The organism is Acinetobacter sp. Ag2 (assembly GCF_001005515.1).
Lineage (GTDB): Bacteria > Pseudomonadota > Gammaproteobacteria > Pseudomonadales > Moraxellaceae > Acinetobacter > Acinetobacter bereziniae.
Map to the genome: position 1 here is coordinate 175,083 of NZ_LBNA01000058.1, position 25,270 is coordinate 200,352.

Genomic DNA, 25,270 nt, shown 5'->3' on the forward strand with positions numbered 1-25,270 from the left:
ACAAAGCTTATTTAAACCAGAAATATAAATCATTCTGCTTTAATCCATATCTTGTTCCGGATGTAATATATGAATTTTGTTATAAGTTTAGCTTCTGCTAAAGAGCGTAGACTACATATCGTGAATGAGTTTCAAGCTCAAAATATTGAATTTATTTTCTTTGATGCGATTCAACCTGAACAGATTTCTTTGATGGAGGAGAAGTATGGAATTTCACTCATAAATAGTGGTTTGACTGCTGGAGAAAAAGCTTGTTTCTTTAGCCATGTAGAAATATGGAACATAGCTGTTTCTAAAAAAATGAAATATATCGCTATATTTGAAGATGATGTTTTTTTAGCTAAAAAAGCAAGTAGTTTCCTTAAAAATTGGGACTGGATACCTCCAAAAATTAATATTATTAAGTTGGAAATGTTTGAACAATATGTGTTAATGAGTATGAATAAAATACAATTGAAAAATGAAAGATTTTTGAGGGAGTTGAAAGAAAAACATTTAGGTACTGCTGGATATATATTGTCATTCGACGGAGCAAAGAATTATTTAAAATATATAAAAGATAAGAATATTGAATCACCTTTAGATCGATTAATTTTTGAAAATTATTTAAATGATGGATATGAAATTATTTATCAAATGGTCCCTGGATTATCGGCTCAAGCGGATAGAATTGGTAAAAGTGAATTTGAAAGTCAGCTTGAAATTGATCGTAAAAAAAATCAATTAACAAAGGATAAGCATAAACAAAAGCTTAGTTTAGTGCAAAAGCTGAAACGTGAAATTTTGAGGCTTGTTTATCAATTAAGACTAAGATTTTGTAAGATTGGGTTTTATTGATTTAATTTGATGGTTAAGTTTAATTCTAGATCTAAAATATATTTTAGATCTTAGGTGAAGTAGATTTTAAAATGAGTTGAAATTATATGGGCGATATATCAAATATTTTTAATTCAGAAACTAATTTTAAGAGTAATATTGATAGACTCAGTAAATTTCCATTCCGTATCTTTTATTTTACATTTGTTCCTAAAAGTTTTCGAAAAAAGCTCAACAGAAAAGCAAATATTTTGCAAAAAAAACATGTTGAATTATGTTGGGATATTTTCTTAGACTATTATTTTTCTAATCAATTAGAAAAGTATCAACTAAAAGAGAAAAAGCAATTTAATGATCAAAAAATTATTTGGCAATATTGGGGGCAAGGTATTCAAAGTGATTTACCTCATATTGTTAAATTATGTTTTTCTTCCGTTGATCAATTTAAAGCTGATTATCAAGTAATTAGACTTGATGAAAGTAATATAAAAGATTATTTGGATCTTCCAGATTTTGTTTGGGATAAAAGAAATAATTCTAAATTTAAACATGCCTTTTTTGCAGATCTTATCCGTCTTGCTTTACTCAATGTTTATGGTGGAGTTTGGTTAGATGCAACAATTTTATTAACCGCACCTATTGAAAGTGAAATATTAGATGCAGACTACTTTATGTTTCAAAGACATAGGGATACGCCAGAAAAACAGCTTTGGTATGATCGTAATCATGATTATTTTGATTGGTCCGATGAGCAAAATGTGAATGTTTTAAACAGCTTTATTGTTGGAAAAAAAGGCAATGAAGTTTTACAGATTTGTTTAGATGTTTTGCTGAATTTCTGGAGAACACAAGAGAATATTCCTCATTATTTTTTCTTTCAAATTATGTATGATGTTTTAATCAAAGATCGATTTAAATCCCAACAATGTGAAATTATAGATGACACTTTACCTCATTTGTTGCAATTTAAATTAAATGAGCAATTCAGCTCAGTGGAATACAATCAAATTTTACAACAGATAAATATTCATAAAATGAACTATATAGATAAAGTTGTAGAAAACTCATATTATGACTTTTTAACAAAACAGTTTTTGTCCAATGAGAACAGTTAATTTTATTTAATTTTTTATGGTTTATACAAATTCCGTTCACCCTCTAATTTACGGAAACGTTTATAGCCCCATAAATACTGTTCAGGTGCAACGTTAATCATTCGTTCCATTTCTTTATTGAGTGTATCAACAGAAAGTTGTACATCCTTGGAATTAATATCTGGAGACAATGCTGTAAAATGCAAATCAAAACCAGCGTAATCTGCACGACGAATACAGGTGAGTCCAACCACAGAACATTGGGTTTTCGCTGCTAGTTTAGACAGTAAGGTTGATGAAAAAGCCTTTTGTCCAAAAAAGTCCGAATATACACCGCCAGATTCTTTGGGAATATGATCTGGAAGTATGGCTGAAAAGCCACCTTGTTTTAAGTGTTTAAATAAAGCACGTACACCCGTATCATCTGTGGGAACTAATGTTGCTTTGAGTTGTTGTCTAGACTCTAGCATAAATCGGTCTAGATCTTTATTTTTACTCGGTTTATACATAATGACAGGATGTGTGTGCTGGTTCACCCAAGCATTCATCAATTCCCAATTCCCAAAATGAGGAACAACACCTAAAGTTCCATTGGGATTTTTTAACGCATTGAGAAAAATTTCAGCATTATGTACTTGTTTGATTTGATTTAAGGCAAATTCAGGAGGAGAGCCCCAAACTTTGATCGACTCTACATAGGTCATGCACTGACTTTTCAAACTGGCTTTAATCAATGCCTGGTGTTGCCGTTCTTCAAGCATAGGATAGGCAGCTTGTATATTGATTTCTGTAATTCGTTTTGCTGAGGAGTTACTGATAAATAATAAACTTCCTACTCCTCTCGCAATAGTTTGAATCATGCTTAAAGGCAAACGAGAAAAATTTTTAAGTAAGTTATACATGGATTAGAAATTAATCGCGATCAGCATTGCCTTTCAACACCAAATAGATCAGTGCCACAATAATAAAAAAACCAGCAATAAAACTACTCATACTGAAATAGAGAATACGTTGATAAGTATCTAAGTTAAATAACTGGTGATTGAGAATATAACGCATGAATCCCCATTGAACCACTGAAAATACAATGATAATGATTGTATGACGAAGTACATTAGGACGCATAGCCATCGGTTTTCACCTTAAAAGTTAACCTGCTCATTATGCCATTTATGAGAATTTATCTCAATTCGAACCTAAATAAATAAGATGCTACTTAAAAATAAAAAACCCTGTTAAAAAACAGGGTTTTTCATGCTGAATAAAGAATTAAGCTTCTTTGGTTTCAACTTTAGCTTTTTCACGTAAGCGAATACCAAGATCACGTAATTGATTTGGTTCTACTGGTGCAGGTGCTTGTGTAAGTGGACATTCAGCTGTTTTGGTTTTCGGGAATGCAATCACATCACGAATCGAAGATGAACCTGTCATCAACATAACCAAACGGTCAAGACCAAATGCTAAACCACCATGCGGAGGCGCACCGAATTTTAATGCATTTAATAAGAAGCTAAATTTCTCTTCAGCTTCTTCTTCGCCAATACCTAATGCTTCAAAAATCGCTTTTTGCATTTCTAAAGTATAGATACGAAGTGAACCGCCACCAATTTCAGTACCGTTAAGTACCATATCGTAAGCGACTGAAAGTGCTTGACCTGGATTGTTTTTCACCTCTTCAACACTTGATTTTGGTAGTGTGAACGGGTGATGAACAGAGGTCCATTTACCATCATCAGTTTCTTCAAACATTGGGAAGTCAACCACCCAAAGCGGTGCCCACTCACAAGTCGACATGTTCATGTCATGTCCGATCTTGATACGTAATGCACCCATTGCATCATTTACGACTTTGGCTTTATCTGCGCCGAAGAATACGATATCACCATTTTCAGCACCAACACGTTTTAATAGATCGAGTACGATTGGCTCGATAAATTTAACGATAGGTGACTGTAGCCCTTCAACACCTTTTTCAAGTTCATTGACTTTAATATAAGCCAAACCTTTTGCACCATAGATACCAACAAATTTTGTATATTCGTCAATTTGGCTGCGTGGTAAAGAACCTGCGCCTGGAACTCGTAGTGCAACAATACGACCTTTAGGATCTTTAGCTGGGCCTGCAAACACTTTGAACTCAACGTCTTGCATCATGTCGGCAACGTCTACAAGTTTCAAAGGAATACGCAAATCTGGTTTATCTGATGCATAGTCACGCATTGCATCTGCATAAGTCATACGCTGGAATTTATCGAATTTCACGCCAAGAAGTTCATTGAACATCTTCACAGTCATGCCTTCCATCAAATCCATAATATCGTCATCGTTTAAGAACGATGTTTCGATGTCGATTTGAGTGAATTCTGGCTGACGGTCTGCACGTAAGTCTTCGTCACGGAAACACTTAGCGATTTGGTAATAACGATCTACACCGCCAACCATTAACAATTGTTTAAATAATTGTGGTGATTGTGGAAGAGCATAGAAGCTACCATTTGAAACACGGCTTGGTACTAAATAGTCACGTGCACCTTCTGGAGTAGCACGTGTTAAAATAGGTGTTTCAACATCAAGGAAACCATGTTCGTCTAAGTAGTTACGAATTAATGTTGTTACTTTAGAACGGAAACGTAAGCGATCAATCATCTCTGGACGACGAATATCAAGGAAGCGATATTTCAGACGAATTTCTTCAGAAATGTTGGCATTTTCATCATTCAATGGGAATGGTGGGGTTTCAGATGCAGCAAGAACTTCGATTTCTTTACCTAAAACTTCAATTTGACCGCTCACCATATTGGCATTTTCAGTACCTTCGTAACGACGACGTACACGACCAACTATTTTTAATACATATTCTGAACGTGCTTTATCAGCGGTTGAAAATGCTTCTGGTGTATCAGGATCAATGACCACTTGAACGAGACCATCACGATCACGCATATCAAGGAAAATTACACCACCGTGATCACGACGACGATGTACCCAACCACACAGGGTTACAGTTTGGTCAATTTGAGCTTCGGTTAAAGAACCGCAATAATGAGTTCGCATCATAGCGTTAGAAATCCAACTATATGGGTTAAGGAAGCGAATACGTAAACAGCGCATCGCCTAAAAATGTAATGTGAGATTATGCCTCTTTGGGCGATGAGTCACAAGGACTTGTGCTAAAAACTACAACATTGCCTGATGAATTTAAGCCAATTTGTGTGAAATTTTGCTGACTCAACCTGCAAAGCTTAAACGAAAGTATTTAGTGTCTATTGACAATGCAAGCATGTATTTGTGACGTGTCAACAGACTCTAAACTGAGTCAAAATATTTTTTATGATTTAAATACAGAAAAAGACAGCAACCTAAGCTAAAGCAGATCATGGAAGCTTGAGTAAAAACTTTCATAAAGAAACCAATCAGTACATAAAGATCTGTTTGTTGGGGAATTATGCCACTTTCATTTGCTGTATGAATGTAATAAAGACAGCCACTAAAGAATGAAATTGCAAATAAAGATAGACAGAAAATGAATACTTTGCGGTTAAGTGGTTCAGAACTTCTATATTTAAAAAAATAGTGGAGTCCCATCCAGAATAAGAATGGTAAAGCAACAACTGAACAACCGATTTGTAGGACTTTATGCATTGGGTAAATATGGTCAAGGATTGAGACAGGTTGCGCTAAAAAGTCGTTAAAAGCAAAAGTTCTAAAATCTAAATGTGTTAAACCATCCCAAATAATATGGGTAGCAGTTCCTAATAGAATCGCCAATATCATCCAGAACAAAAATTTAAAGAAACTTAAAGCTGAATGGACATTAAGTGGCTTAGAAAGCCCCAAAAACTTGAACAATAAGGGGCGATACAGTACATACCACAATAGGCAAAATAACAATCCAACACACAAATCTGGATAAATTAGACCTTTAAACTGATGATTTAAATGGATTTCAGTTTGTACTAGCACACGATATAAATCAGGCGTCATTGTGCCAATTGCGAGTGCGGCAATTGGTAAACGATTACCTGAAAGTTTAGACAGTGGTGGCGCTAAAACAGCATGAGACAGTGTAAAAGGCATTGAAAATAGGTGGTTACAACTTATGGTAAAAAATTATTGGTTAATTTCATGTGTCTATCAATGAATTAAATGTAATTTCAAAGTAGAATATTACAAAAAATTGTGTAGATCTAAAGTGTCAATGTTAGAAAGTTATTATTTAATGATAAAAGATAAGAAACTTATTTTTTTAATTTCGATTCTTTTTTTTACTGTATTTTTTCATTATATTTTTAATGATAATTTTAGGCATTGGAATGTTTCTATCGCCTTTATTTTGATTTTTATTTATTTTTTTATAAAAGGCAGGGTGATAAAACCAAATTTTTACCTTATCGCATTTTGCTGTATAGGCTCAATCAGTGTCACATTGTTAAATCATTTACTTTTTCGACTCGATTCAGTTCCTGAAAATTTATTAAGTACTTATAAGAAAATTACCAATCAGTATATTTGGTTTATTCCATTTATTTTTTTACCCACAATTTATTATAAAAGTCACTTTAATGCTGAATATTTTTATCGGATATTATTTCTTGTTATTTTATTTTTGACACCATACTTATTGTATTGGGGGATAATGTTAGAGTTTGATCGAGGTCTTTTTAGTATCTTTTTTAATCCAGTGATTAGTTATGACATCGGCTTTATTTCTCTTACAATATTGTTGCTCTGTTATTCATTTTATTCAAAGGGTAAACAATCGTATTTATATTTAATTACCAGTTTACTCTGCATGTTTCTTTTAATCCTTCATGGTACTCGAGGTGCGTGGGTTGGGCTACTTTTTGTCTTTGCTTTCTTAGTTGTTTTTTATGCTAAGACGCAACTTAAAAAAATTATTTTAATGTTGAGCTTGGTGATTTGTTTTGTGGGGATCAATATGATTATTCCAAACTCACCATTACTGCAAAGGGTTGAAAATTTTCAATCAGATTCACTTAATATTCGAAATAATAACTATCAAAATAGCTCGGGAATTAGGTTATTCCTTTGGGGAAATTCAATTGAAATGTTTAAATCCAAGCCCTTCACTGGAATTGGAATGTACGACATTGAAGCTGAAAATTGTCGTCTCTATGAACGTGGTGATTTACCTCATTGTTTTCAACACATGCACAGTATCTATTTTCATGAATTGGCTGCCAATGGTTTGGTTGGATTGATTGGTTTATTGATGACTTTCTTGGTGGCTTTGATTTATTTTATAAAGAATATTTTTGTTAAAGATGGATTAATAAAAAATTTAGCAATTACGGGTGCATTATTTGTAATTTATTATATGTGTAGTGGATTGACCGAGTATTATTTATTTTTTCAAAATACCACCTATGTTTTTTACTGGATCGTTGCCTCACTTATGAGCTTTATCTATATTCATAAGCTTATGAAAGTAAATTAATTTTAGCTTTTACATAAAGGAAATCGATTTTGATTTCCTTTTTTTATTGCAAAAATATTGAAATGTTATAATATAACATAAATTCAAAACATCGAGCTTCGAGAGCACCTCATGTCTTTTTCTAAAAGCGTACTGACACTTTCAATAACAGCGATCATTTCGACCTCTATTTGGGCAGAAGATCAGACCAATACAGAGAAAAATCCACAACAATTAGAAACCATTACAGTTGTTGGTCATCCACTGGTTCCTTCTAGCCAAGATTTTGGTGCTGCAGATGAAACTGTTTCACGTGAAAAATTACAACAATCAGGAACAACTTTGGGGGAAGCGCTGAAAGATGAGTTAGGGGTTTACTCTAATACATTTGGTACAGGTTCGAGCCGTCCAGTCATTCGAGGTCAGGAAGGGGCTCGTGTAAAAGTTACACAAAATGCGACAGAAACGATGGATGTTTCTAGTTTATCGCCAGACCATGCTGTCACTGTAGATCCACAGCTTGCACAAAAAGTAGAAATTGTTCGTGGACCGTCCACATTACTTTATGGTGCAGGTTCAGTCGGTGGTTTAGTCAATGTGATTGATAGCAAAATCCCAACTGCAATGCCTGAAAATGGTTATGAAGGGAATGTGGGACTTCGTTATAACACAGGCAATGATGAAAAAATGGCACATGCAGGCGTCACCGTTGGACTGGGTTCAAATGTGGCTTTGCGAGTTGAAGGATTAAAACGTGATGCGAATGATTACATTACGCCAGACTATATGGTCACAGAGGAGCATGGTGATCACGCACATACAATGAAAGAACGTCGTGTAGGCAATACTTTCTCAGAATCGGATAATGTCAACGTCGGTTTGTCATGGATTGGTGAGCGTGGTTTCGCCGGAATTTCTTATAGTAATCGTAAAGATCAGTATGGTTTGCCTGGACACAGTCATGAGTATGAATCATGCCATTTGCATGGTTTATCATTACATTGTGGTGCGCATGATGATGGAAATGACGATGATCATGCTGGACATGATCATGGTGAAGAGGGTCATGATCATGCAGAAGCCGGTCCATGGATTGATATGAAAACGGATCGCTATGATTTCCGTTCTGAGTTAAATGAGCCATTTGCGGGCTTCAAGAAACTCAGAGCGCAGGCAAGTTATACAGACTACAAGCATGATGAAATTGAAGATGGTACGCCAATGACAACGTTCAAGAGCAAAGGCTATGAAGGTCGTGTCGAATTGGTACATAATCCCGTTGCTGCATGGGAAGGTGTTTGGGGTGTACAAGCAAGCCAACAAAAGCTAGATATTACTGGAGAAGAAGCTGTTCTTGCTCCAAATAAGACACAAAAATATAGTCTGTTTGGCTTAGAACACCGTCAATTTGGTGATTTCCATGTTGAATTGGGTACCCGTTTTGATCACCAAACTGTCGATGTCAATTCTGAACAAAAAGATTTCAATGGAAATGCATTCTCATATTCAGGTGCTGTAAATTGGGCTTTCTCACCGAATTACACGCTCTCTTTAACTGGTTCTCATCAAGAACGGTTACCTTTGGCGCAAGAGCTTTATGCGGATGGTAAACATTATGCAACCAATACATATGAATTGGGCAATGAAAATCTAGATAAAGAAAAGTCAAACAACGTTGAACTCGGATTACATTTTGACAATGACAAGCTCAGCTATCATGTGCATGTATACCACAATTGGTTTGACAACTATATTTATGCCAAAACGCTAGATCAATATGAAAACTTCCGTTTAATTAAATATAGCCAAGACAAAGCCAAGTTCTACGGTACAGAAGGTGAAGTTGCATATCAATGGAATGAAGTCTATAACACCAGTTTGTTTGGTGATTATGTTCGTGGCAAAATCGAAGATGAAAATGCTCCACGTGTTCCAGCAGGGCGTTTAGGTGCACGTGTAAATGCTGACTTTGACGATCATTGGTCTGGCTCTGCTGAATATTCGCATGTATTTAACCAAGACAAATTTGCGTCTTATGAGCAAGAGACCAAAGGTTATAATATGGTGAATGTCGGATTGGCTTATAAATACCCAATGTCAAATCAGCAAGAAGCAAAAATATTCTTTAAAGCAAACAATCTGTTAGATGAGAAAGTATATAATCACACTTCTTTCTTAGCGAACATTCCACAAATTGGACGTAACTTTGTGATAGGAATGGACTATAAGTTCTAAGTTATTTATTCTCATTCACCAAATCGTTATTGAAAAATAAAGGAATTCGACCTAGGCTCTAAGGGTCTGTTCATGATTGATCAATCTTTACTTAAACGTAAGTGATTGATCACTTGTACAGACCCTGAATTAGTCTAGGTCTTTTTTATGCGTATCTTTAATAGAATTCACAGCAAGCTGAATTGGTCAAAACGTCGCTATTTCGGCATTATTTTGAGTGTGTTGGCTTTGGGTTATCTCGCATCAGCGATTTACCACACCTATAAACCAATGCCGAAAGGTTTAAATTTTACTGGACCTTTGCGTCATGCAGATGTGAAATTCATTGCCGATGAAACCTATATTGATGCACAGGGTAAACAACAACTTGATCAGCATATTTTTGATCAAGTCTTACAATTGATTAAACAAGCAAAAACCACGATTGTCATAGATATGTTTTTGTTTAATAGCGAAGTAGGTGAATCAAAAGTTCAGCAACGTGCATTAACTCAACAGTTGACGCAAGCTTTAGTTAATCAGAAAGTTGTGAATCCAGCATTGGAAATTAAGTTTATTACTGATCCAATTAATTCGGTGTATGGTGGTATTCAACCTGAACAATATCGGCAATTACGCTTGGGGGGAATTGAGGTCATCGAAACCAATTTAACGCCATTACGAGCTTCGAATCCAGCATGGTCTGGGATTTGGTATCTGTGTTGTCAGGATATTGGAAATAATCCTGAAAAAGGATGGTTGAACAATCCTTTCGGTAAAGAAAAAATCACTGTACGTAGTTATTTAAACTTATTTAATTTTAAAGCCAATCATCGTAAAACCATAGTCGTGGATACGGATGAAGGCTGGAAAACGCTAGTCACTTCTGCCAACCCGCATGATGGAAGCTCTCGCCACTCCAATGTTGCTTTGTTGGTTAATGGTGCGATCGCAACAGATCTTTTGACATCAGAACAAGCTGTTGCGCATTTATCTGGTGCAGATACACCGTTTATTGTTTTTGGGAAATTGCCAGAAAACCCAAATGCTCCTCAAGTGCAAGTGCTGACTGAAAAAGCGATTTATGAGGCAGTTTTAAACATGCTGGCATCTGCAAAAGCCAATGATCAAATTGACTTAGCGATGTTTTATTTATCTGAGCGCAAGATTGTTCAAGCATTGATTGCTGCAAAACAACGTGGGGTAAAATTAAGAATTTTACTCGACCCCAATAAAGACGCTTTTGGTCGTCAGAAAAATGGTATTCCAAATCGACAGGTTGCTTCAGAATTACATAATGAAGGTATTGATGTCCGTTGGTGTAATACACAAGGCGAGCAATGCCATAGTAAGATGATTGTAAAACGCAACGCACAATCAGCAGAGTTGATTTTAGGTTCAGCCAATTTTACCGCACGTAATTTGAAAAACTATAATTTAGAAACCGATTTACGGGTCTTAGGCAATCCACAGCAGCAAGTATTTATTGATGCTGAACAGTATTTTAATACAGCTTGGTCAAATCTCAATGGTCGTCAAATGAGTGTGGATTACAGCAAATATGCGGATGATTCGAAACTGAAATATGGAGTTTACCGATTTATGGAGTGGAGTGGTTTATCCACCTTTTAAAAAAATATGTACCGAAATGAATGGTTTTCGGTACATAATCTTCAGCTGAGTATATTTTAATAACAAAGCTGAGCTTTTTATGAGAACTTTACAAACTTCATTTTTAAAATCCCTTTTTACATTTAGCCTTATTATTTCACCATTGAGTTTTGCTGAAAATCCTTTATTAACTCAAGCAAAAATATTGCAAACAGGTAGCCCAACTGTTTTAATCAATACGGATAAAGCAATTCAATTACTTCAACAGGCATCCGATCAAGGAGATGCAGAAGCTTACTTTTTACTTGCGAAGTATTATTCTAATTCAGCAGATTATCGGTTTTTACCTGAAAATAATCATTTATATAAAAAATTACGCTTAGAAGCTGCACAGCGTGGAAATTTTGATGCCTATTTATCATTGGATTTAGAAGCAGAAGTGGCTGAAGGCTTTGGTATTTCTAACGATATTAAGCAAAATTTATTAAAAATTCGCCCGAAAATTTTAAAACTTGCTGAACAAGGTGATACAGGTGCAATGCGTACTTTAGTTTATGCATTGGATAATGATGCTGACGGGTATAGTGATGAACAGTGTCAGTGGTTATTTCAGGCAGTCCAAAAAGGAGACACATTAAAAGCTGGAGCGCTGATTCAAAATTGTCCAGAGAAAATATTAAAAAGACTGGGGGCAAAGACTAAACAAGACTATGCAAGAGCTTATAAAGACAGTGATTTAGCTTATTTTAAAATGCTTCAGCAACGTTCTAATCAAGGCGATATTAATGCAAAAATCAAATTACTTGATGATTATGCTTCAGACTCATATTTATCAGACAAGGAGATTAAGCAACTAGAAAATTCAATTTTAGCACACTATGAAAAACAAGCTGCCAAAGGGGCAAGTGATGCATATTTGATGCTCGCATTAAAAAAAGACACAGATAAAGATAAGCAAGATTTGTATAGCAAAGCGGCTTTACTCAATAATCATGTTGCATTAACCGAGCTTGGATCTGATTATTTATTGGTGAATGATGAAGATCAAAAAGATATTCACAAGGGATTAGATTATTTAAAGAAAGCGGCTGCCCAAAACGATCCTGAAGCAATAAATTATCTTGGTGTTTGGTATTTCAATGAAGAAAATGAAGATTACGATGAAGTGCTTGCCCAAAAATATTTTAAGCAGGCTGCGGAATTAGGATCAGTCAATGCAATGGATAATCTTGCGCGTATTATGGATCAGCCTGAGGATTATCGTTGGGCGGTTTTAGCTTATGAAAACGGATCATCTGAGGAAGATACGCAAAGCAAAGCTTTAGAGGCGTATCAAACAGGTAAGGGAACAACGAAAGACCCCGTTAAAGCGAGAAAGCTTAAAACCTATATTCAGATGCGTGCGCAATTCAATAATAACCTCAGTGGTCTGATGAAAAGTTTGAATAATGATAGTGAGCAAGCTGAAACCGAATCTAAGAACCGAAAAAGATAGATTCGGTTCTCAGAATTTTACACAGATTATGGATTTGGCGGAATAATCTGATCCAAATCCTGATCAGAGACTTGATCCAACTCATGTAAATCGGTCTTTATTTTCCATTTTTCAAGGTCATCTACCGGCTTGGGTAAACGTGCTTCTAACCAATCACAGACCACATCTGGAGAAAAGTCTGAATGATTACATTGAATGACCCAGGCTAAAAACTGCTTTGCTTCACCATTCATATAGGGCGGTGGTGAAACAGGTAGAAACTGAGTAGGAAGTCGTTCATTTTTAGAAATGTAATTTAAAACATGACCCAGTTCTTGTACAGTTTGCCATGCGAGTGGATGGTCAATATTAATTTGAAACTTGAACCACCAAGCCTGTTTACCATCTGAACCATAGCTATCAATAAATGCTTCTTGCACACTTGGGACTTTGCAAAAAAATTGATGTAAACGGTCAAAGCACAGTTCAGCCACAATACAGCACTCATCAGATTAAAATCATATTTTATCAGATTGATGTCAGAATTTGCCCAAGTTGATGTATAAACAATTAAACAAGATAAATAATGCTTGTTATTTATCCATAATTTCTCTGGAATGATGTATTAAAATAATCTATCTGCTGAACTTTGGAGGTTGAAATGAAACAGATACTCAGTTTAAGTGTCTTGATGTGGATGCTTTCAGGTGTTTCGGCAACGACATGGGCAGATGGTAAAGATTGGGGCAACTATCGCAGTGTTGAACGCCCTCAAAAGAAATATCCGACCACGACGTACAAATACACAGATCAATATGGTCGACAAATGACGCAGGAAATTCCTGTCCGTCCACAATACCCGCGACCATATCCATCTTATCCAAGCTATCCAAATCGACCTTATCCTCATCCAAATCAACCCTATCCAAATTATCCACCACAAAATGGTGTGACGATTATTTATAACCATCAGTTTCCAACACGAACAGAGTATTCAGGCAATAGTTATGGTTATGTGAATGGAGAGGGTGGTCAGATTGAAAGCTCGCATTACACGTTAATTAGTGATTGGCGTCGTTATGGTTTACCTGATCCCCAGGTTGGAATGCATTGGATTTTTGAAAGTGGACGTTATTTACAAGTGCCGAATGACCGTTAATTCTGTTTACTATGGATTATGTTTGGAAATGAAATGTGAACACACTAATCTAAACATGATTGCAGCCTTCTTTGGCGATGTGAATCAAATTTGATGTTGATTTCACAACGCTGAGAAGGTTTTATTTCAGATATAGATAAAGAAATTTGATGTTAGGCTAACTCATCATCTTCGGGTCGTGGCGTTTTTCCATGTGCCAATGGTTTTTCACTATGTTTATCTCGAATCACAGAGGGATAAGTCCAAGATGCATAACGTACAATCAAGATTGCAATTGCCAAAATTAAAACTGAACCTGTAATAATCACCAAATCAATATCCGCTTTATGGTCATGTTGGATATCTGAAATCAATAATCGAGTCAGTGCTGTAATCGCGATATAAATTAAAAAACGCACAGGCATGTGATTGGTTTTAAAGTAAATCCCCACCATTGCCCCTAATTCTAGGTAAATAAATAAGAGTAAAATATCATCAATGCTGGCGTATTGTTTTACAGTCAAAATTTCGATGATGGTATGCACTGCGGACCATGCAATCATACAACCGATGATAAATAGGGCAATATAGTGAAAAGCTTCTACGGCAATATTGCCTAATTTATCGAGGAGGTTTTCTATTTTTTCTATACGTGGATCTTTGTTCATAACTTCCTCCATTTCTATGTTGTATTGTGAATTAAACATCATGCAAATTTCATGCACATCAAAGTTATATTTATTTTGTTTTTATCATGGATTTGTTTCAGCAACTTAAAGAGTAGGATCTATGATTACAAGTTGAAAATAAAGTTCACGTGATCAGCTATTTGATAAAATCGTCTTTCATTATAAATTCAATCAAAATAAAACAAACTTTTCACTATGGTGGAATCAGTGAAAATTCTTGTATCGTCTCAATACAAGACAAACCAATAGTGTAAAGTCATTAATATTCAGTCATGTTAGATTGTGATGTCGATAATTTTTTAAATTAAATGTTAATGATCAACGGATAGAAAAGATGAAAATAACCCGCATAGTTGCATGTTTCAATATTCTATTATTTAGCCAGTTTTCGAGTGCTGATACGATCAAAGTCCCTACAGTTGCAGAAGCAAAACAAGCCACAGCTGAGTTGTTGGGAACAGAAATCGGCGCAATGATTTCAGAAATAAAATTAGGTACATGTATTCCTGCTGTAAATCCTACACATCCAGAACAAATTGCATGTACGATTTCAGTCAAGTTAGGCGCTGCAACCAATGAAACACAATCTGATTTTTACCAAGACAAAGGTAAATGGGTTGCAATGCCTAGCGAGTCTCAGGATAAATTACCATTTCCAGATCCAAAACTACTTGAATGAATGATCAATGAAAAACGCCCGATGAATCGGACGTTTTGATTACTGGCTTCAATTCATTTTGAACTTAAGCTTGCGTCGTAAAATAGTCTTCACTGAAGTTCATTAATACTTCTGCACCTGCTTTGATTTTTGCAATACGTGCATGTAAATCAGGCAAAATACGTTGAATGAAGTAATGCGTTAATGCCAATTTATCTTGGTAGAACTGACCATCTTTATTTTTTGCAGCATTGGCAATGCGTGCAAACATATAGCTAAAGCTTAACAAGCCTACAGCGTGTAGATAGTCCACAGCAGTAGCATTAGCGAAATCTGCATTTTCTTTGGCACGTTCTAAAATGTGCTGAGTGATCATGTCCACTTCAGTCGCAACGTCTAAGGTTGCATCTTTGATGAAGTTAAGATCTGTGTCTAAATCATTAGCGAAATCACGGATTTCAGCAATATATTCGGCAATAAATTCGCCATTGCATTTAATGGTTTTACGACCGATCAAATCTTGTGATTGTACGCCGTTTGTACCTTCATAGATTTGGGCAATACGTAAATCACGTACGCATTGTTCCATGCCCCATTCACGAATGAATCCGTGACCACCGAAAACCATTTGCGCATCAATTACTGCATCAAAAGCAGTATCAGTTAAATAGGCTTTCGCAATTGGGGTTAATAGTGCAACTCGATTATTGGCTTTTGCTATCGCTTCGGCATCAGTAGAAAACTTAGTAATGTCGAGTTGTTGCCCAACATATACAGCAAAGGCACGAGATGCTTCATTATTGGCACGTGCATTCAATAACATGCGACGTACATCACCATGAACAAGGATGCTGTCTGCCGGTTTGTTTGGAGATTGAACACCATTTGCGCTGCGACCTTGCAGACGATCAGTCGCATATTGAGCTGCATTTTGATAAGCGTATTCAGAAGCACCAAGACCTTGAATACCCATCGACAGACGTTCGTAATTCATCATCACGAACATTGCAGCTAAACCTTCGTTTTCTTTACCGACCAAGTAACCTTTGGCAGCGTCAAAGTTCATGACACATGTTGCAGAGGCTTTGATTCCCATTTTGTGCTCAATTGAACCAGGACCAGCTGTATTGCGTTCACCTAATGAACCATCTGCATTGACAATAAATTTAGGTACGATAAACAGCGAAATGCCACGTGAACCTGCTGGAGCATTCGGTGTTTTTGCTAAAACAAGGTGAATGATATTTTCAGCTAAATCATGGTCACCACCAGTAATAAAGATTTTCGTACCCGTAATGTTGTACGAACCATCTTCATTTGGTTCGGCTTTAGTTTTGATGATCCCTAAATCCGTACCTGCATGTGGTTCAGTTAGACACATGGTGCCAGACCATTCACCTGAATAAATTTTAGGTAAATAGGTTTCTTTTTGCTCTTGAGAGGCATAGCTGTTTAACGCCATACCAGCACCCACAGAAAGAAGCGGGTAGAGCATGAAAGAAGGGTTGGTTGCAAATAGCATTTCGTCTGCAAGTACAGTCAGCATTTTCGGCATTGCCTGACCGCCCCATTCTTCATCTGCTCCTAAACCGATCCAACCACCTTCAGCGTATTGTTGGAAAGCTTCTTTAAAGCCAGCAGGTGTCGTTACTTTGCCATTTTCATAATGTGCGCCTTCTTCGTCACCAGTACGGTTGAGTGGAAGCGTAACATTTTGAGCAAATTTAGCCATTTCTTCTAAAATCGCTTCAGCCGTTGCTGCATCAACATGTGCAAGCTTTTCATTGGCTTGCCAGAATTGCTCTGCATTGAAAACGTCATTCAGAATGAATTTCATATCTGCAAGTGGCGCATTATAAATTGGCATGTTCGTTCACCTGTTTATTGTTTGAATCTGTAGACTCAGACCAGTCTAATCAACAATGATGAATGTTGTTAGATGATCTAAGTAAAATTACGGTCTATTTATAAAGAAAAAGGACTGTCAAAGCTATGACCGTCCTTTCTCTATTTCTGCACTCTTGAGTACAGTTTTTTTAATGTCTAATTCGACATTCTATTTAGAATGCAAAATCTTCAGCATCTAATGACATCAAAGGATCTAAGCCACCTGCAATCACATCTACATGTGAGCGAACACGTGGAAGAATCTTTTTGAAGTAGAAACGAGCAGTCTTGATTTTTGCGTTGTAGAAGCCAGTTTCGGTAGAACCTTCAGCTAATTTCTGTTGAGCAACAAGCGCCATGCGCGCCCACAAGAATGCAAGTGTTACATAGCCAGAGAAGTATAAGTAATCTACTGCTGCAGCACCCACTTCATCAGGGTTTTGCATAGCTTTCATACCGATCTGCATGGTTAAATCACCCCACTCTTTGTTCAGAGCAGCCAATGGTTCAACAAATTCTTTTAGATCAGCATTGTCTTTGTTTGCTTCTGCAAACTTATGGATAATCTTGGTGAAGTCTTTCAACATTGCACCTTGAGTTCCCAATACTTTACGACCTAGCAAATCAAGTGCTTGGATTTCAGTCGTCCCTTCGTATAAGCAAGAGATACGTGTATCACGTACAATTTGCTCCATACCGTGTTCAGAAATAAAGCCGTGACCACCAAAGACTTGTACACCATGTTTCGCTGATTCTGAACCTGTTTCAGTTAAGAATGCTTTTGCAATTGGTGTTAATAAAGACAAGATGTTGTCAGCGAATTTACGATCTTCTTCAGTAACGCCTTGTTCAACGATATCTGCATATTGAGACAAGAAGTAAACCAGTGCACGACCGCCTTCAGCAAATGCTTTTTGCGTCATAAGCATGTTGCGTACAGCAGGGTGAACGATGATTGGATCTGCTTCTTTCTCTGGTGATTTTGGACCAGAAAGTGAACGCATTGCTAGACGATCTTTGGCATAGGCAAGTGCGCCTTGGAAAGATGATTCAGATGCTGTTAAACCTTGAACCGCTGTACCGATACGTGCAGTGTTCATAAAGGTGAACATGCAGTGTAGACCTTTATTTTCTGGTCCAATCAAGAAGCCTTTCGCATTATCAAAGTTGATCACACATGTGGCATTACCATGGATACCCATTTTGTGTTCAATTGAACCACAACGAACGCCATTACGGTCTGCAATAGAGCCATCCGCATTGACATTGAATTTTGGTACGATGAATAATGAAATTCCTTTGGTGCCTTTAGGAGCGCCTGGTAAACGAGCAAGAACAATGTGAACAATGTTCTCAGCCATATCATGCTCACCAGCTGAAATGAAGATTTTCTCGCCAGAAATTGCATAACTACCATCTGCTTGTGGTTCAGCTTTAGAGCGGATGATACCAAGGTCAGAACCTGCATGAGATTCTGTTAGACACATTGTACCTGTCCATTCACCTGAAACCAGTTTAGGCAAATACGTTGCTTTTTGTTCAGCAGAACCATGGTGTTCGATAGTACGAACCGCACCATGAGAAAGACCAGGATACATGCCCCATGCCCAGTTTGCTGAACCTACCATTTCTGAAATAGCTGTTGCTAATGAGCCTGGTAAGCCTTGACCACCATGTTCTTCAGGAACTGAAAGAGAAGGGAAACCGAGTTCTACATATTTGTCATAAGCTGCTTTGAAGCCTGTTGGTGTAGTCACAACACCATCATCCCATTTACAGCCTTCACGATCACCGATCTGGTTTAAAGGAGAAAGTTCGTTTTCACAGAAATCCGCGCCAGCTTCTAAATACTGATCAATCAATTCACGGCTTACGGTTTCTTGGAACGCAGGGAGTTTAGCGTAATGTTCTTCTGCATTTAATAATTCATGCAAAACGAAGTGCATATCACGTAAGGGTGCTTTGTATTGTGGCATATCGGTTTCCTCAATACTGGTTAAACCAGATTTATAATCTTCATAAATACGATGTGTGTCTTCTATGACACATATTTGTTCTGCTACATCGTGCAACATCTTATAGTGACGTACAAGTATTTCATGGTTATTTCTCTGTGACTGTAAAGTCAAAGAAAAATAGCTTGAAACTTGTAAGTGCATTGAGTGTAAACAGTTTTCATTGAAAAATATGGATACAAATAGTCAAAATCGTAAAAAGTTGTGTCCAATAAAATGACTGTAAAAGTAGATGCTATTAGATGAAGGTTGGCTACAAAATAACTAAACTATTCAAGTAATGAAGAGTTTTATAAAAAACGGTGTTTTATGCTGATTTTGTGATGAGAACAAGCCATTACATTTACTCACTGATGTTACGCAGTAACTCTAAAATTAAATGTTGGAGCTAGAAGAATGTGGGTACGCGGAAACGTCATCCGCAATTGCTTGAGGCAGGACTCCTTCTAATAAGTAAAGTTTCTGCGAAACTTTGAATATTTTGACGATAGTGAACGAGTTCTGCGGTGAGCAGCGATGTCGCTGCTCAAGATGGTTGCCCTTGCGGAGCTTTGCTCCTCATGCCAAAACAAAAGTACCTTGAGCCGAAGGCTATTCCATAAATTTAAACTTTGGCTGTAAGACTCCGTCGTGTAAATTTAGCTTTTTCTTTTTCACCTACTTAATTTCAATCAAGTGCGTAACATCAGTTACTCATAGAATTTTTAAAATAGTTGAGCATTATTTAGATTTTTTAGCCCAGAGTTGTTCTACAATTTCTTCAGTTGAATATTCAAAGTATTTACCATTCTGATCTTTATTACGCTGAAATAGGCGATGATGAAAATATTTAAAATTGAGTTTTAAAAAATTATAGAAATAACCACCCGGAAAGACGGTGCGAATATAAAAAGAATGAATAAAATTATTTTTATGTTGAGTCGTAAAATCTGATTTTTTAATACGTTGTACAATTTCAGTTAGTTCTTGTTTTGAAATATCCTTAATGATTTTAGGCTCGGGTAGGCAAATATCAAAGCTTAAGTTTTCAATTCCTTCGGCTTCCCACCACTCCCAGAGATCATATTGGTTGATATCTTTAAGGGTGATTTGTGTAAGTTTTTCACTGAGTTTTTGATATTCCACGGAGTCTTCATCACCGAATTCATCACAAAAGCGGGTGTAATTTGCAATTAATTCGAGCACAGTCGGATAAAGTTGTTGTGCCGTTTCGAAGTCGGGTTCTATTTCTGTACGTAATTTATTCATGGCTTAGTATTTTATCGTATAAAACAAGGGACTAAAAAATCATCAACCTATCGGAGTCGCTTAGTCTATCATCAGGGCTTATCGTGTCCTCTCTTTTAGATCATTCACTTTGCTTAGACGAGCCAAAGATGATTTCTATGAAGAGAGAATCACGACATTTAAATCCTTACTGAAACTCACCTACAGCGCGTTCTTTTGCCCAGTCACGTAAGATAAATTTTTGTAATTTTCCTGTTGAAGTTTTTGGAATCTCACAAATCACCACACTCTTTGGTACTTTAAAACGTGCCAGATGTTGTTTGCAAAACTCAATCACTTCTTCAGGAGTTGTTTCTGCGCCTTGCTTAAGCTCAATAAAGGCGCAAGGCACTTCTTGCCAACGTGGATCAGGTTGAGCAACGACCGCTGCTGTCATAATAGCAGGGTGGGTATAGAGGATTTCTTCGACCTCTAAAGAGGAAATATTTTCCCCACCAGAAATAATGATGTCTTTTGAGCGATCCATGATTTTTGCATAACCATCTGGTTGGCAGACAGCTAAATCGCCCGTATGAAACCAGCCCCCCTTGAATGCTTCTTCAGTGGCTTGAGTATTTTTTAAATAACCTTTCATGACAATGTTGCCACGGAACATAATTTCCCCCATGGTCTTGCCATCATTTGGAACTGGCTGCATGGTTTCTGCATCGAGAACACGCATACCATCTTGCAAAGGATAAGGTACGCCTTGACGTGAATGTAATTGAGCTTGCTCTTGAATTGACAAATCACTCCATCCGGCTTGTGATGCACATAATGCAGAAGGACCGTAGGTTTCTGTAAGTCCATAAACATGATTCACTTGAACACCAATATGATGCATACCCTCAATAATCGCTGCTGGAGGTGCAGCACCAGCCACCATGACTTCAACATGATGTTTAAATTTAATTTGCTTATCTTTTGGTGTGTTAATCAACATTGACAAAACAATCGGTGCGCCACAGAAATAATCAACTTTGTATTGATCAATCAGTTGATAGACCAGTTCAGGATCAATTTTACGTAAGCAGATATTGGTGCCACCATTTGCTGCGATCGTCCAAGCAAAGCACCAACCGTTACAGTGAAACAAGGGAAGTGTCCAAAGATATTTACAACGAGGGGTCATTCCACAGGCAATAATATTACTCGCAGCATTGATATAAGCCCCACGATGGTGATAGACCACGCCTTTCGGGTTGCCAGTAGTTCCAGAAGTATAATTTAGGCTAATAGCATCCCACTCGTCTTGAGGTAAGTGCCATTCAAAATCAGTATCACCCCCTTGAAGCCACTGTTCATATTCGATTTGACCAATGCGAGAAGCAGAGTCATTTTTGTCATATTCAACGTCAGCAACATCAATGATATAGATATTCTGAGACAGCATGCCTACAGCTTCTTGCGCCAATGTCGCAAATTCAGGGTCAACCAAAAGCACTTTAGTTTCAGCATGTTCAAGCATAAATGCGATGGTTTTGGCATCTAAACGGGTATTCAAGGTATTTAATACTGCGCCAGCCATTGGGACTGCAAAATGCGCTTCAATCATGGCTGGAATATTCGGTAAGAGAACAGAAACCGTATCATTTTTCTCGATGCCTAGATTTCGTAATTGATGCGCAAATTGGCGACAACGTTGATAAGTTTCTCGCCATGAAATATGACGATGACCATGAACAATTGCATCCTGATCAGGATAAATATAAGCAGCGCGTTCTAAGTAACGTAAAGGTGATAATGCTACAAAATTTGCAGGTGTGCGTGGTAATTCGTCATATGCACTGACCATGTTGAGCTCCGTCTCTATTTGTTCTAATGTCCATGCTTAAAAGATAGGCATAAGATGATTAAAATTCATTTATGCTTTAGTCGAGTATTTGTAAAATGTAAATATGTTTACATAGTGTTGTCCTGTTGAGCGTTGGAAGTTTATTTTCAAAAACATGAATTAAATAAATATTTTAAGAAATTTTTGGCTGTTGGAACATGTGTATACTGTATGTATATTTACCTATTTAAATACTAAGAAACTGAACTTAAGAGTTTAGTTTTTTTATACTCACTTGGAGAAAATCCTGTCCATTTCTTGAATGCACGACGAAACTCTCGAAGCTCACTAAAGCCTAAATTAAAACTGATTTGGCTGATTGATTGATTGTCTTCAAGCCATTGTTTGGCTTTTTTTTCTAAGACTTGTTGCTTTAAGTGCTGAAAACTCAGACCATCATTGAGTAGTAAGCGTCTTAGGTGGCGTTCGCTTAAATGGAAATGCTGTGCAGCTTGGTGCATATCAAAACGCTCTGGCAAATGGCTCTCAATTAAATGTTGTAATACCTGAACTATGCTGTGTTGGTTGATTTGATTAAATTGCTTTAATGCTTGCTGACACATTTGAATCGCAATTTGATAGTTGACTGGACTATGATTTTTAAGTGTTTTGGCTAATAGGGTATTTGGAAATCGAATTAAATTCCTGTTGCTTTTAAAAAGTATAGGGCATTGAAAAATACGTTGATAATCTTGTGAATAAGCAGAATGATCATAACTCAGTTCTAAACTAATCAGTTCATAATCTCGATCTAACATCATGTTTAAACAGGTCATGATGCTGGCAAAAACTTCATCGCAAAAAAATGCTTTGAGTGGACCACAATCACTGCGTTCTATCAGCTCGATTTCACAATAGTCTTGACTCAAATGAACACTCAAATCCAAAACACTGCCTGAAATAGGGTGGTACTGCAAAGCTGTTTCCAGTGCTTCTGCAACAGTTTTACACGCTTGCATTGCAAAACCCAAAATACCAATAGAAATTTGACCCTCATGGCTACCCAGCAATAAACCTAAATGCTTTTGTTGAGTACAGTTGAGTGCATCTTGAATAACGCCACAAAGTTCCGAAAATGCAACGAAACCTTGCCCTTGGCGGATCTGTTCCAAATCAAGATTGTGTAATTTAAACCAATCTGCATATTGCCAATGTCGTTGTTCACCATAATGAATCAAACTCGTGAGTATCATTGGTGGGATGTAAAATTGTGAATTGCTAAATTCCGTTTGTTGTGAGCCCATAAAGTCCGTTTAGCCCCCCATATTGTTGTTGCTTTTACCCTAGCTGGTATCGCATATTTTTGATTAATATTCAATCTGGTTCTGCTGATGTATCACATAAAAAAGATAAAGGAATACCATATATGTTTAGGGTAGGCTGGGCAAAGCAAGAGATTGAAATCCAACCACAAGGTTATGCCATGTTTGGTTATGGCATGTGGTCACATCGCGCTTATGTAAAACGTACAGCCTTATTTGCACGAAGTTTCAGTATTCGCCGTTCAGACTCAGAACAACCCCTATTATTTTGCTGTTTGGATTTAGGTTGTATTACCTATGCAATGCGTGAAGGTGTAGTTAAAGCTTTAACTGAAAAGTTGAACGAACAATTTAATCCGCAACGATTGGTATTGATGGCGACGCATACCCATTCTGGACCAGGTGGCTGTGCCTATGAAGCATTATATAATATGCCGACGCCGGGTTTTGTTCCTGAGCATTTAAATGCTGTGATCAATGCTGCTTTGACCAGTATTCTTCAAGCGATTCAATCGGAACAAGAAACAGAAATTTTTTATCAAACCTGTCAATTCCCTCAAGATACACCAGTCGCATGGAATCGATCATTAGATGCCTATAATCGCAATCCAGACGTGATACATCGAACTGAGGCTGAAACACATCTTGCTTTAAATCGTGAAATGCAATTAATTGGATTTTATCGTGATCAGCAACTTGTTGCATTTATCTCATTATTTGGCGTACATGCTACCTGTTTGGGTAATCAACTCAATGCACATGATGGTGATAACAAGGGATATGCTGCGATACAGAGTGAAGAGTATTTATTGCAACAAGGTGTGCAAAATCCTGTTGCAATATTTGCACAAGCCACAGCTGGAGATGTATCTCCACATTTTCATGGTCCGAAACAAAATATAATTCGCAGTCGAATCAAAGGTGAAAAAGAATATCAATATGCCCAACAAAATGGGCGCTATCAAAGTGAGTTAGCCATCAAGGCTTTAACTAAAATAGATCTTCAAAATTCCGAGAATCAAAATAAAAGTGCGATTGGAAGCATGTGTCTAAAAGGCGGTATAGATGCCATTTTGAGTTATGTTGATTTAAGTCAGGTTGAAATCCCAAGCGAGTTCAGTCAAAAGTCTGAGAAGATGAGAACCAGTGCTGCTTGTCATGGTGTTGGATTTATGGGCGGAACACCCGTTGATGGTCAAGGTGCGTCAAAGCCTATCATTAAAATTTTAACACTGCTGTCAAGGCAAGTACGTAAGAAACGTTTAGCAGATCCAAATGCACCAGATTATGCAAAATATAAAGCATTGTATGACGCTCAATTTCCCAAAGATATTGTGCTTGAAAGCCCTGACAATCAATTATTGGGTAAGCCGCTGGATTTCACCCCGAGTTTTGTTGATCCTCTTATTGCAGAAATGAATCGACAAGTGAAAGCAGGTGCGATTCAGACCAGTCCACTTGTTCCGAGTGTTATTCCTTTACAGATTATTCACATTGGTGCATTAGCATTGGTGTGCTGTCCGGGAGAGATTACCACGACAGCAGGGCAGCGTTTGATTCAAACAGTGGCAAAGCAACTGACAACTCATCAGATGATTTCAACCACGGCTCTAGTGTCTTACTGCAATGATTATATGGGATACATTACCACACAAGAAGAGTATCAAGAGCAAGCCTATGAGGGCGCGCACACCTTATATGGGCAGTGGACACATGCTGCAATTCAATACAAGTTTCAATATCTTGCAAGCCAATTAATGATTGATGAGTCGCAACGCAAGTTTGATCAAGTCACTCGCCCTACAAAAATTTCACAACACGAAATAGACCTGAGAACAAATCATGGCAGTGTAAAAACCGCAGTACGCTAAAGGA

The 25,270-nt window shown here is 37.1% G+C and carries 20 protein-coding genes; 9 read left to right on the top strand and 11 right to left on the bottom strand.

Annotated features, from left to right (window positions below; all coding sequences use genetic code 11):
- The first annotated feature begins 69 nt into the window (after nt 1-69).
- Complete coding sequence (locus tag AAV97_RS18795) at nt 70-837, top strand: glycosyltransferase family 25 protein (RefSeq protein WP_042089513.1); 768 nt, start codon at nt 70-72, stop codon at nt 835-837.
- 86 nt (nt 838-923) lie between these two features.
- Nucleotides 924-1,931, top strand: a complete 1,008-nt coding sequence (locus AAV97_RS18800) for a capsular polysaccharide synthesis protein (protein ID WP_046761409.1) — start codon at nt 924-926, stop codon at nt 1,929-1,931.
- A 14-nt stretch (nt 1,932-1,945) separates the two neighbouring features.
- On the opposite strand, the gene AAV97_RS18805 is transcribed toward AAV97_RS18800, so the two are convergent.
- The 4 genes from AAV97_RS18805 to AAV97_RS18820 form a co-directional block, all read right to left on the bottom strand.
- Nucleotides 1,946-2,812 (bottom strand): lysophospholipid acyltransferase family protein, encoded by an 867-nt coding sequence (locus AAV97_RS18805; protein ID WP_046761410.1) that lies wholly within the window; start codon nt 2,810-2,812, stop codon nt 1,946-1,948.
- A 10-nt stretch (nt 2,813-2,822) separates the two neighbouring features.
- Nucleotides 2,823-3,041 (bottom strand): hypothetical protein, encoded by a 219-nt coding sequence (locus AAV97_RS18810; protein WP_046761411.1) that lies wholly within the window; start codon nt 3,039-3,041, stop codon nt 2,823-2,825.
- Nucleotides 3,042-3,179: 138 nt separating this feature from the next.
- Entirely contained in the window at nt 3,180-4,967 is a 1,788-nt protein-coding gene (aspS, locus tag AAV97_RS18815; protein ID WP_005030933.1) for an aspartate--tRNA ligase, read from the bottom strand.
- A 249-nt stretch (nt 4,968-5,216) separates the two neighbouring features.
- On the bottom strand, nt 5,217-5,987 hold the full coding sequence (locus AAV97_RS18820) for a DUF4184 family protein (RefSeq protein ID WP_046761412.1): 771 nt from the start codon (nt 5,985-5,987) through the stop codon (nt 5,217-5,219).
- A 121-nt stretch (nt 5,988-6,108) separates the two neighbouring features.
- Here AAV97_RS18820 and AAV97_RS18825 point away from each other — a divergent pair, with 121 nt between their 5' ends.
- The 4 genes from AAV97_RS18825 to AAV97_RS18840 all read left to right on the top strand — a co-directional run bounded on the left by AAV97_RS18825 (nt 6,109) and on the right by AAV97_RS18840 (nt 12,667).
- On the top strand, nt 6,109-7,368 hold the full coding sequence (locus AAV97_RS18825; RefSeq protein ID WP_046761413.1) for an O-antigen ligase family protein: 1,260 nt from the start codon (nt 6,109-6,111) through the stop codon (nt 7,366-7,368).
- Between the two features lie 111 nt (nt 7,369-7,479).
- Complete coding sequence (gene znuD, locus AAV97_RS18830) at nt 7,480-9,582, top strand: zinc piracy TonB-dependent receptor ZnuD (RefSeq protein WP_046761414.1); 2,103 nt, start codon at nt 7,480-7,482, stop codon at nt 9,580-9,582.
- Between the two features lie 147 nt (nt 9,583-9,729).
- On the top strand, nt 9,730-11,193 hold the full coding sequence (locus tag AAV97_RS18835) for a phospholipase D family protein (protein WP_046761415.1): 1,464 nt from the start codon (nt 9,730-9,732) through the stop codon (nt 11,191-11,193).
- Between the two features lie 79 nt (nt 11,194-11,272).
- The gene (locus AAV97_RS18840; RefSeq protein WP_046761416.1) at nt 11,273-12,667 is read left to right on the top strand and encodes a tetratricopeptide repeat protein; all 1,395 of its coding nucleotides are present in this window, start codon (nt 11,273-11,275) and stop codon (nt 12,665-12,667) included.
- A gap of 26 nt (nt 12,668-12,693) precedes the next feature.
- Here AAV97_RS18840 and AAV97_RS18845 read toward each other — a convergent pair whose 3' ends face one another.
- Nucleotides 12,694-13,140 (bottom strand): hypothetical protein, encoded by a 447-nt coding sequence (locus tag AAV97_RS18845; protein ID WP_046761417.1) that lies wholly within the window; start codon nt 13,138-13,140, stop codon nt 12,694-12,696.
- Between the two features lie 167 nt (nt 13,141-13,307).
- On the opposite strand from AAV97_RS18845, the gene AAV97_RS18850 reads away from it, so the two are divergent.
- A complete protein-coding gene (locus AAV97_RS18850) occupies nt 13,308-13,805 on the top strand; it encodes an RcnB family protein (RefSeq protein WP_009585658.1) in 498 nt (165 codons plus the stop codon).
- 152 nt (nt 13,806-13,957) lie between these two features.
- Here AAV97_RS18850 and AAV97_RS18855 read toward each other — a convergent pair whose 3' ends face one another.
- Nucleotides 13,958-14,452, bottom strand: a complete 495-nt coding sequence (locus AAV97_RS18855; protein ID WP_005030925.1) for a phosphate-starvation-inducible protein PsiE — start codon at nt 14,450-14,452, stop codon at nt 13,958-13,960.
- Nucleotides 14,453-14,807: 355 nt separating this feature from the next.
- Here AAV97_RS18855 and AAV97_RS18860 point away from each other — a divergent pair, with 355 nt between their 5' ends.
- Complete coding sequence (locus AAV97_RS18860; RefSeq protein ID WP_004827821.1) at nt 14,808-15,152, top strand: hypothetical protein; 345 nt, start codon at nt 14,808-14,810, stop codon at nt 15,150-15,152.
- 64 nt (nt 15,153-15,216) lie between these two features.
- Here AAV97_RS18860 and AAV97_RS18865 read toward each other — a convergent pair whose 3' ends face one another.
- From AAV97_RS18865 to AAV97_RS18885, 5 genes are all read right to left on the bottom strand, one after another.
- Nucleotides 15,217-16,998 carry an acyl-CoA dehydrogenase C-terminal domain-containing protein gene (locus AAV97_RS18865; protein ID WP_046761418.1) on the bottom strand — a complete coding sequence of 594 codons (1,782 nt, stop codon included), beginning with the start codon at nt 16,996-16,998 and terminating at the stop codon, nt 15,217-15,219.
- Nucleotides 16,999-17,191: 193 nt separating this feature from the next.
- Nucleotides 17,192-18,994, bottom strand: coding sequence for an acyl-CoA dehydrogenase C-terminal domain-containing protein (locus tag AAV97_RS18870; protein ID WP_010590750.1), 1,803 nt, complete (start codon nt 18,992-18,994; stop codon nt 17,192-17,194).
- Between the two features lie 759 nt (nt 18,995-19,753).
- The gene (locus AAV97_RS18875; RefSeq protein WP_046761419.1) at nt 19,754-20,281 is read right to left on the bottom strand and encodes a hypothetical protein; all 528 of its coding nucleotides are present in this window, start codon (nt 20,279-20,281) and stop codon (nt 19,754-19,756) included.
- A 166-nt stretch (nt 20,282-20,447) separates the two neighbouring features.
- Nucleotides 20,448-22,094: an acyl-CoA synthetase gene (locus tag AAV97_RS18880; RefSeq protein WP_042089500.1), complete on the bottom strand. Its 1,647-nt coding sequence runs from the start codon at nt 22,092-22,094 to the stop codon at nt 20,448-20,450.
- 233 nt (nt 22,095-22,327) lie between these two features.
- Nucleotides 22,328-23,377: an AraC family transcriptional regulator gene (locus tag AAV97_RS18885; protein ID WP_046761420.1), complete on the bottom strand. Its 1,050-nt coding sequence runs from the start codon at nt 23,375-23,377 to the stop codon at nt 22,328-22,330.
- A 122-nt stretch (nt 23,378-23,499) separates the two neighbouring features.
- Here AAV97_RS18885 and AAV97_RS18890 point away from each other — a divergent pair, with 122 nt between their 5' ends.
- Nucleotides 23,500-25,266, top strand: a complete 1,767-nt coding sequence (locus AAV97_RS18890; protein ID WP_046761421.1) for a neutral/alkaline non-lysosomal ceramidase N-terminal domain-containing protein — start codon at nt 23,500-23,502, stop codon at nt 25,264-25,266.
- Nucleotides 25,267-25,270: the final 4 nt, after the last annotated feature.

What these genes read in the sequence shown, in the direction of transcription:
- AAV97_RS18795 (WP_042089513.1), top strand. Translation starts at nt 70, where the DNA reads ATGAATTTTGTTATAAGTTTAGCTTCTGCTAAAGAGCGTAGACTACAT.
- AAV97_RS18800 (WP_046761409.1), top strand. Translation starts at nt 924, where the DNA reads ATGGGCGATATATCAAATATTTTTAATTCAGAAACTAATTTTAAGAGT.
- AAV97_RS18805 (WP_046761410.1), bottom strand. Translation starts at nt 2,812, where the DNA reads ATGTATAACTTACTTAAAAATTTTTCTCGTTTGCCTTTAAGCATGATT.
- AAV97_RS18810 (WP_046761411.1), bottom strand. Translation starts at nt 3,041, where the DNA reads ATGGCTATGCGTCCTAATGTACTTCGTCATACAATCATTATCATTGTA.
- aspS (WP_005030933.1), bottom strand. Translation starts at nt 4,967, where the DNA reads ATGATGCGAACTCATTATTGCGGTTCTTTAACCGAAGCTCAAATTGAC.
- AAV97_RS18820 (WP_046761412.1), bottom strand. Translation starts at nt 5,987, where the DNA reads ATGCCTTTTACACTGTCTCATGCTGTTTTAGCGCCACCACTGTCTAAA.
- AAV97_RS18825 (WP_046761413.1), top strand. Translation starts at nt 6,109, where the DNA reads ATGTTAGAAAGTTATTATTTAATGATAAAAGATAAGAAACTTATTTTT.
- znuD (WP_046761414.1), top strand. Translation starts at nt 7,480, where the DNA reads ATGTCTTTTTCTAAAAGCGTACTGACACTTTCAATAACAGCGATCATT.
- AAV97_RS18835 (WP_046761415.1), top strand. Translation starts at nt 9,730, where the DNA reads ATGCGTATCTTTAATAGAATTCACAGCAAGCTGAATTGGTCAAAACGT.
- AAV97_RS18840 (WP_046761416.1), top strand. Translation starts at nt 11,273, where the DNA reads ATGAGAACTTTACAAACTTCATTTTTAAAATCCCTTTTTACATTTAGC.
- AAV97_RS18850 (WP_009585658.1), top strand. Translation starts at nt 13,308, where the DNA reads ATGAAACAGATACTCAGTTTAAGTGTCTTGATGTGGATGCTTTCAGGT.
- AAV97_RS18855 (WP_005030925.1), bottom strand. Translation starts at nt 14,452, where the DNA reads ATGAACAAAGATCCACGTATAGAAAAAATAGAAAACCTCCTCGATAAA.
- AAV97_RS18860 (WP_004827821.1), top strand. Translation starts at nt 14,808, where the DNA reads ATGAAAATAACCCGCATAGTTGCATGTTTCAATATTCTATTATTTAGC.
- AAV97_RS18865 (WP_046761418.1), bottom strand. Translation starts at nt 16,998, where the DNA reads ATGCCAATTTATAATGCGCCACTTGCAGATATGAAATTCATTCTGAAT.
- AAV97_RS18870 (WP_010590750.1), bottom strand. Translation starts at nt 18,994, where the DNA reads ATGCCACAATACAAAGCACCCTTACGTGATATGCACTTCGTTTTGCAT.
- AAV97_RS18875 (WP_046761419.1), bottom strand. Translation starts at nt 20,281, where the DNA reads ATGAATAAATTACGTACAGAAATAGAACCCGACTTCGAAACGGCACAA.
- AAV97_RS18880 (WP_042089500.1), bottom strand. Translation starts at nt 22,094, where the DNA reads ATGGTCAGTGCATATGACGAATTACCACGCACACCTGCAAATTTTGTA.
- AAV97_RS18885 (WP_046761420.1), bottom strand. Translation starts at nt 23,377, where the DNA reads ATGGGCTCACAACAAACGGAATTTAGCAATTCACAATTTTACATCCCA.
- AAV97_RS18890 (WP_046761421.1), top strand. Translation starts at nt 23,500, where the DNA reads ATGTTTAGGGTAGGCTGGGCAAAGCAAGAGATTGAAATCCAACCACAA.